Source organism: Pseudomonas sp., from assembly GCF_050739995.1.
Classification (GTDB): Bacteria; Pseudomonadota; Gammaproteobacteria; order Pseudomonadales; family Pseudomonadaceae; genus Aquipseudomonas.
This window is the reverse complement of sequence record NZ_JBOICG010000634.1, coordinates 1-4,952: the sequence shown is the minus strand read 5'-3', so window position 1 is coordinate 4,952 and position 4,952 is coordinate 1. Positions and strand designations below refer to the sequence as shown.

The window sequence follows — 4,952 nt, the reverse complement described above, 5'->3', positions numbered from 1 at the left end:
GCGCCCACGCCGCCGGGCATGTAGGTCACGCGCATTGGTTTGCTCAGCAGTTTTTCGTTGACCAGCGCGCTTTGCGCCAGTTTGCAGGTCAGGTCAAACCCACCGCCAGGGGAGGCCGGGGCGATACATTCCGGGCGCTTGGGCTCGTCAGCCAGCAGTTGGCCGGCGAACAGCATGCAGCCGGCAGCAAGGGCCAATTTACGTAGTGAAAAGGTCATGGTGTCTCTCCGTCTTTGTTGTTATGAGGTGGCTGACTACCAAAGCGCCACGCTGTAGCTGACCAACAGGCGCACTTCGTCCGCATCACGGGCCGAATAGTTGGAGCGGTACGTGGCGTTACGCAGGCGCACGGCCACGTCCTTGAAGGTGCCGCTTTGCACCACGTAGCGGATCTCGCTGTTGCGCTCCCACTCTTTACCGGTCTCGCCGTTCTTGAGCTTGATATTGTCACCCGACAGGTAGCGGCTCATGAAACTCAGGCCGGGAATTCCCAGCTTGGCGAAGTCGTAGTCATAGCGTGCCTGCCAGGAGCGTTCTTCAGCCCCGGCGAAATCATTGATCTGCACGAAGTTGACCAGGTACGGGTCGCTGCCATCCACATAGGGAAAGGCGCTGTCGCCGGACATGTGCTGGTAGCCGGCGCTGAGCTTATGGCCATTGAGGGCATAGCTGAACAGGCCGTTGAGGGATTTGTTATCGATGTTGCCACCGCGGGCGGCACCGGTGTCATCGCTGATCGCCAGACGCAGGTCGGCGCCAAAAGTGCCGGGGCCCATCGGGCGCGAAGCCACCAGGCCGAGGAAGTGCTGACGGTACACGTCGTCGAGCTGGGCGAAGTGGTAGCTGCCGGTGATCTTGTCGGCGAACTTGTAGTCGACGCCGCCGAAGTTGAAGTGCTTGCCGGTGGCACCACCGACGAAACGGCTGTTCTTGTTGTTGAGGGCGATGTCTTCGTAGTCGGTGGAATCGCGGTCTTTGGCTTTGTCCAGGCGACCACCGGTGAACACAAGGTTTTTGAATTCTTTCGATGTCAGCAGGCCGCCGTTGAAGGTCTGCGGCAGGATACGGCCGTCGTTGGGCTTGAGGGTCGGCAGTTCGGGGATCAATGCGCCGATTTTCAACTCGGTGGCGGAGATCTTCACTTTGCCGGTCAGGCCCAGTTTGGAGTACTCGTCGACCGCGCGACCGTCGTCGGTGGGCAGCAGGCCGGTGCCGGTGCGGTCGGGGCTGGAGTCGAGCTTGACCCCGAGCATGCCCAGTGCATCCACGCCGAAGCCGACGGTGCCGTCGGTGTAGCCCGATTGCAGGTTGAGCATGAAGCCCTGGGCCCATTCGTCACGCTTGGACTGTTGGGCACTGGTGCCGTCGCGGAAGTCGCGGTTGAAGTACATGTTGCGGGTTTCCAGGGTCGCGCTGCTGTCTTCGAAGAAAGCGGCCTGGCTGAGCGGCGAAAAGCCGGCAAGGGCGGCGGCACTGGCGAGGGCGGTCTGGGTCAGGCGGGAAAAACGAACAGGCGGGCAAGCCTGGGGCTGTGTCGACAGCATCGTGGTGTACTCCGTTATTGTTCTTATTTTGGCGAAAACGCTTCGAGGCGTTTTTCGGGTGTTGCGGATCAGGCAACGGGGTGGGCATAGACCACCGACGTTGGATGCTAAAGGGCGAACCTTTCACTAACCTTTCAGTTGTCTTTCAATGTTTTCGGGCTTCACAGGGCAGGTGGCGCCTGTAAACTGCCTCGCAAAGCGTGGCGCCGACCATGCCCGAATAAGGTGGAAATCCATGCGTGTCCTCTTGGTTGAAGACCATTTGCAGCTCGCCGAAAGTGTCGCCCAGGCGCTCAAGAGCACGGGGTTGACCGTTGACGTGCTGCACGATGGCGTGGCCGCGGACCTGGCCTTGAGCAGCGAGGAATACGCGGTGGTGGTCCTCGATGTCGGGCTGCCGCGCATGGATGGTTTCGAGGTGCTGGCACGTTTGCGGGCGCGTGGGAAAAACCTGCCGGTATTGATGCTGACCGCACGCAGTGACGTGAAGGATCGCGTACATGGCCTGAACCTGGGCGCCGATGATTACCTCGCCAAGCCCTTTGAACTGACGGAGCTGGAAGCACGGGTCAAGGCGTTGCTGCGCCGCAGCGTACTTGGCGGCGAGCGCCAGCAGACCTGTGGTGTGCTGGTCTATGACCTGGATACGCGGCGGTTCACGGTGGGGGGCGAACTGATGACGCTGACCTCCCGCGAGCAGGCGGTACTGGAAGCCTTGATCGCCCGCCCGGGCCGCGTGATGAGTAAGGAGCAACTGGCCTCCCAGGTATTCGGCCTGGACGAAGAAGCCAGCCCCGATGCCATCGAAATCTACGTGCACCGGCTGCGTAAGAAGCTCGATGGCCAACCCATCGCCATCGTGACGTTCCGTGGCCTGGGTTATTTGCTGGAAGCGCGTGATGCATAAGCCCAGCAGCCTGCGCTGGCGACTGCTGTGGAACCTGGCGCTGCTGTTGGTGGTGTTGATGCTCGCCAGTGGCATGAGTGCTTACTGGAATGGTCGCGAAGCCGCCGACACCGCCTACGACCGCACGCTGCTGGCCTCGGCGCGGACGATCGCCGCCGGGCTGACCCAGGTCGATGGCACCCTCAGCGCCAATGTGCCGTATGTGGCCCTGGACACCTTCGCCTATGACAGCGCAGGGCGAATTTATTATCAGGTCAATGACATTGATCAGAAGCTGATCTCCGGCTACGAACATCTTCCCGGCCCACCGCCCGGTACGCCGCGTACGGATGATTATCCCGCCTTGGCGCGCTTCTACGATGCCAAGTATCAGGGCCAGCCCGTGCGGGTGGTGAGCCTGCTCAAGGCCGTCTCCGAGCCGAACATGAACGGCATGGCGGAAATCCGTGTGGCTGAAACTGATGAAGCTCGCGTTGCCATGGCGCGTAGCCTGATGGCCGACACCTTGCTGCGCTTGGGCATGCTGGCTATCGGCGCATTGCTGCTGGTGTGGTTTGCCGTGAGCGCGGCACTGCGCCCGCTGGAGCGCCTACGCACGGCGGTTGAGGAGCGTCAGCCCGATGACTTGCGGCCGCTGCCACTGGTAGAGGTGCAGCACGAGTTCGGCCCGCTGGTACGCTCCATCAACCACTTCACCGAACGCCTGCGCGGTCAGTTTGAGCGGCAGGCGCAGTTCATTGCTGACGCCTCCCACGAGCTACGAACCCCGCTGGCCGCGTTGAAGGCCCGACTGGAGCTGGGTCTGCGCGCAGAAGACCCCGGCACCTGGCGCAGTACCTTGGAGACCGCTGCCCAGGGCACCGACCGCCTGACTCACCTGGCCAATCAATTGTTGTCCCTGGCGCGCATCGAAAACGGTGCCCGGGCGATTGCCGAAGGGGGGGCGCAATTGCTCGATCTCAGCCAATTGGCGCGGGAGTTGGGGATGGCTATGGCACCGCTGGCTCATGCGCGGGGCGTCGCTTTGGCCCTGGAGGCCGATGAGCCGGTGTGGCTGCGCGGCGAGCCGACGTTGTTGAACGAACTGCTGAGTAACTTGGTGGACAACGCACTCGCCCACACTCCACCGGGTGGCAATGTGATCTTGCGGGTCACGGCCCCGGCAGTGCTTGAGGTGGAGGATGATGGGCCGGGTATCCCACTGGATGAGCGGGACCGGGTCTTCGAGCGTTTCTACCGTCGCAGCCAGCAGGGTGTGGGGTCCGGCCTGGGCTTGGCGATTGTCGGGGAAATCTGCCGGGCGCACCTGGCGCAAATCAGTCTGCACGACGGTGAGTCAGCGGGGTTGAAAGTGCGGGTGAGTTTTATCGCGGGTTGATCAGTAAAACATCGAGCGTGCTTCGTCCAGTTCTGCACGCAGGGCGTCGCTGTAGGGGTCCAGGCGCAACTTCTTGATGGCCGGCAGCGTTGAGACAGGCACACTCGCCAGGGGATGGTCGGTACCTCGGTGGCAATACAACGTGGCGATTTGCACCAAATCGATGTAGTCCAGACTCGGTGACTCGCGTTCCAGGTCCAGGTATTGCCCCGGCAGGCTGGCCAGCATTTCCGGAAAGTCCCAGACGCGCAGCAGTTTGTCCCCCAACACCGGGTGAATGCTGTCGATCACGTGGTTGAGGCTGACCGGGTCCGAGAGCAGCTCGTAGTGGTCTTCGGCGTAGGTGAGGATCGGCAGCACGCCAATCTGATGCACCAGGCCGCCGAGGGCTGCCTGGTCCGGCTTGAGTTGGCTGTGGCTGCGGCACAGGGCATAGCTGACGCCGGCCACTTCCAGGCTGCGCCGCCACACCTCGCGCATTTTCAGCTCGACCACTTCGGAGCGGGCGTGAAAGATCTGCTCCATCACCAGGCCAATGGCCAGGTTGCTGCTGTAGTTGGTGCCCAGCCGGGTGATGGCGGTATGTAGGTCGGTGACTTCCTGGGTGGCGCGCAACAGTGGGCTGTTGACCACTTTGATCAGCCGCGCCGACAGGGCGGTATCGCGACCGATCACTTTGCTCAAATGGCTGATGCTGATATCCGGGTCTTCGGCGGCTTGGCGAATCTTCAGGGCCACTTCCGGTAATGTCGGCAGAACCAGGTCATCGTTGTCGATGGCCTTCACCAAAGCCTGTTGGACTTTTTCCGCCAGCTTGTTCATTCATGCTCTCTAGGGTGCTGCAAAAAGGTACGACGATTAACGCTGGATCTCTTTATCGCGATCCAGTGGGTAAGGCAGGTCAAGCAGTTGCAAGCGTGGGCCTTCCAGGGTGCCTAAGTGCACATCGCCGCTGTCGGCAGCTTCGGCTTGCAATACGGCTAGAAGTTCAATGGTTTGGTCGGCTTTTGCGGCGATCACCACTTCGCCGATCGAACTGTTATGGCTGGGCGAGAACAGTGGAGTGCCAGGCTCGGGCAGTTCGGCGGCATTGAGGCTCAAGCGATACAGGCGACGCTTGAGC

General features: G+C 61.7%; 4 protein-coding genes and 2 pseudogenes. 2 read left to right on the top strand and 4 right to left on the bottom strand.

The window, feature by feature from the left end; genetic code table 11:
• Positions 1–218: pseudogene (locus ACRESD_RS21370) on the bottom strand (tripartite tricarboxylate transporter substrate binding protein); the annotation flags it as partial.
• A 36-nt stretch (positions 219–254) separates the two neighbouring features.
• Positions 255–1,544, bottom strand: coding sequence for an OprD family porin (locus ACRESD_RS21365; RefSeq protein WP_431752722.1), 1,290 nt, complete (start codon positions 1,542–1,544; stop codon positions 255–257).
• Between the two features lie 235 nt (positions 1,545–1,779).
• Here ACRESD_RS21365 and ACRESD_RS21360 point away from each other — a divergent pair, with 235 nt between their 5' ends.
• Both ACRESD_RS21360 and ACRESD_RS21355 read left to right on the top strand, forming a co-directional pair.
• Positions 1,780–2,451 carry a response regulator gene (locus tag ACRESD_RS21360; RefSeq protein ID WP_431752721.1) on the top strand — a complete coding sequence of 224 codons (672 nt, stop codon included), beginning with the start codon at positions 1,780–1,782 and terminating at the stop codon, positions 2,449–2,451.
• Positions 2,444–3,829 (top strand): sensor histidine kinase, encoded by a 1,386-nt coding sequence (locus ACRESD_RS21355; protein ID WP_431752720.1) that lies wholly within the window; start codon positions 2,444–2,446, stop codon positions 3,827–3,829. Before ACRESD_RS21360 ends, ACRESD_RS21355 begins: the two co-directional genes overlap by 8 nt.
• Here ACRESD_RS21355 and ACRESD_RS21350 read toward each other — a convergent pair whose 3' ends face one another.
• The gene (locus ACRESD_RS21350; protein WP_431752719.1) at positions 3,830–4,651 is read right to left on the bottom strand and encodes an HDOD domain-containing protein; all 822 of its coding nucleotides are present in this window, start codon (positions 4,649–4,651) and stop codon (positions 3,830–3,832) included. It abuts the gene before it with no gap.
• Positions 4,652–4,687: 36 nt separating this feature from the next.
• Positions 4,688–4,952, bottom strand: a pseudogene (locus tag ACRESD_RS21345) (folate-binding protein); the annotation flags it as partial.

Bases quoted from the DNA above. Each gene is read 5' to 3' on its own strand.
- ACRESD_RS21365 (WP_431752722.1), bottom strand. From the start codon at position 1,544: ATGCTGTCGACACAGCCCCAGGCTTGCCCGCCTGTTCGTTTTTCCCGC.
- ACRESD_RS21360 (WP_431752721.1), top strand. From the start codon at position 1,780: ATGCGTGTCCTCTTGGTTGAAGACCATTTGCAGCTCGCCGAAAGTGTC.
- ACRESD_RS21355 (WP_431752720.1), top strand. From the start codon at position 2,444: ATGCATAAGCCCAGCAGCCTGCGCTGGCGACTGCTGTGGAACCTGGCG.
- ACRESD_RS21350 (WP_431752719.1), bottom strand. From the start codon at position 4,651: ATGAACAAGCTGGCGGAAAAAGTCCAACAGGCTTTGGTGAAGGCCATC.